Raw genomic sequence first — 1520 nt, 5'->3', positions numbered from 1 at the left:
CTCAAAATTAAACAGAATACGGCAGACCAAAGCATTGGTCGAAAGCTTGCGCTTTCGGTTTTCCGAAGACATTACTCTTCGGTCGACTCCCTAGAAAGGAGGTGATCCAGCCGCAGGTTCTCCTACGGCTACCTTGTTACGACTTCACCCCAATCGCTGACCCTACCTTCGGCCGCTGACTCCTTGCGGTTATCCCACGGACTTCGGGTATTGCCAACTCTCATGGTGTGACGGGCGGTGTGTACAAGGCCCGGGAACGTATTCACCGCGACATGCTGATTCGCGATTACTAGCAACTCCGGCTTCATGCAGGCGAGTTTCAGCCTGCAATCCGAACTGGGATGAGTTTTGTGAGATTGGCTCCACCTCGCGGTCTTGCGTCTCTTTGTTCTCACCATTGTAGCACGTGTGTAGCCCTAGACATAAGGGGCATGATGATTTGACGTCATCCCCACCTTCCTCCCGGTTAACCCGGGCAGTCTCTTTAGAGTGCTCAACCAAATGGTAGCAACTAAAAATAAGGGTTGCGCTCGTTGCGGGACTTAACCCAACATCTCACGACACGAGCTGACGACAACCATGCACCACCTGTCTTCCTGCCCCGAAGGGCTTCCCCGATTAAGGGTAATTCAGGAGATGTCAAGTCTAGGTAAGGTTCTTCGCGTTGCTTCGAATTAAACCACATGCTCCGCTGCTTGTGCGGGCCCCCGTCAATTCCTTTGAGTTTTAGTCTTGCGACCGTACTCCCCAGGCGGGGTACTTATTGTGTTAACGGCGGCACAGAAGGGGTCGATACCTCCTACACCTAGTACCCATCGTTTACGGCGTGGACTACCAGGGTATCTAATCCTGTTTGCTACCCACGCTTTCATGCCTCAGTGTCAGTTACAGTCCAGAAAGCCGCCTTCGCCACTGGTGTTCCTCCTAATATCTACGCATTTCACCGCTACACTAGGAATTCCGCTTTCCTCTCCTGCACTCTAGATACCCAGTTTGGAATGCAGTTCCCGGGTTGAGCCCGGGGATTTCACATCCCACTTAAATATCCACCTACGCATCCTTTACGCCCAGTAATTCCGGACAACGCTCGCCACCTACGTATTACCGCGGCTGCTGGCACGTAGTTAGCCGTGGCTTGTTTTTCAGGTACTGTCATTATCATCCCTGATCAAAGAGCTTTACGACCCGAAGGCCTTCATCACTCACGCGGCGTTGCTGCATCAGGCTTTCGCCCATTGTGCAATATTCCCCACTGCTGCCTCCCGTAGGAGTCTGGACCGTGTCTCAGTTCCAATGTGGCCGATCACCCTCTCAGGTCGGCTACGCATCGTGGCCTTGGTGAGCCGTTACCTCACCAACTAGCTAATGCGCCGCGGGTCCATCTCAAAGCGAATTGCTCCTTTTCCTTCAGCGCCATGCGGCACCGGAGGCTTATGCGGTATTAATCTTCCTTTCGAAAGGCTATCCCCCACTTTGAGGCAGGTTACCCACGTGTTACTCACCCGTCCGCCGCTAAGGAT

General features: G+C 53.3%; 1 rRNA gene. It reads right to left on the bottom strand.

Annotated elements, in window-relative coordinates:
- Positions 1–94: 94 nt before the first annotated feature.
- Positions 95–1520 (bottom strand): 16S ribosomal RNA (locus tag KCG48_RS14450); the annotation flags it as partial.

The organism is Proteiniclasticum sediminis (genome assembly GCF_018128025.1).
In the GTDB taxonomy this organism is placed as follows: Bacteria; Bacillota; Clostridia; order Clostridiales; family Clostridiaceae; genus Proteiniclasticum; species Proteiniclasticum sediminis.
Note: the sequence above shows the minus strand (reverse complement) of the source record. Positions and strands in the feature narration are given on the sequence as shown.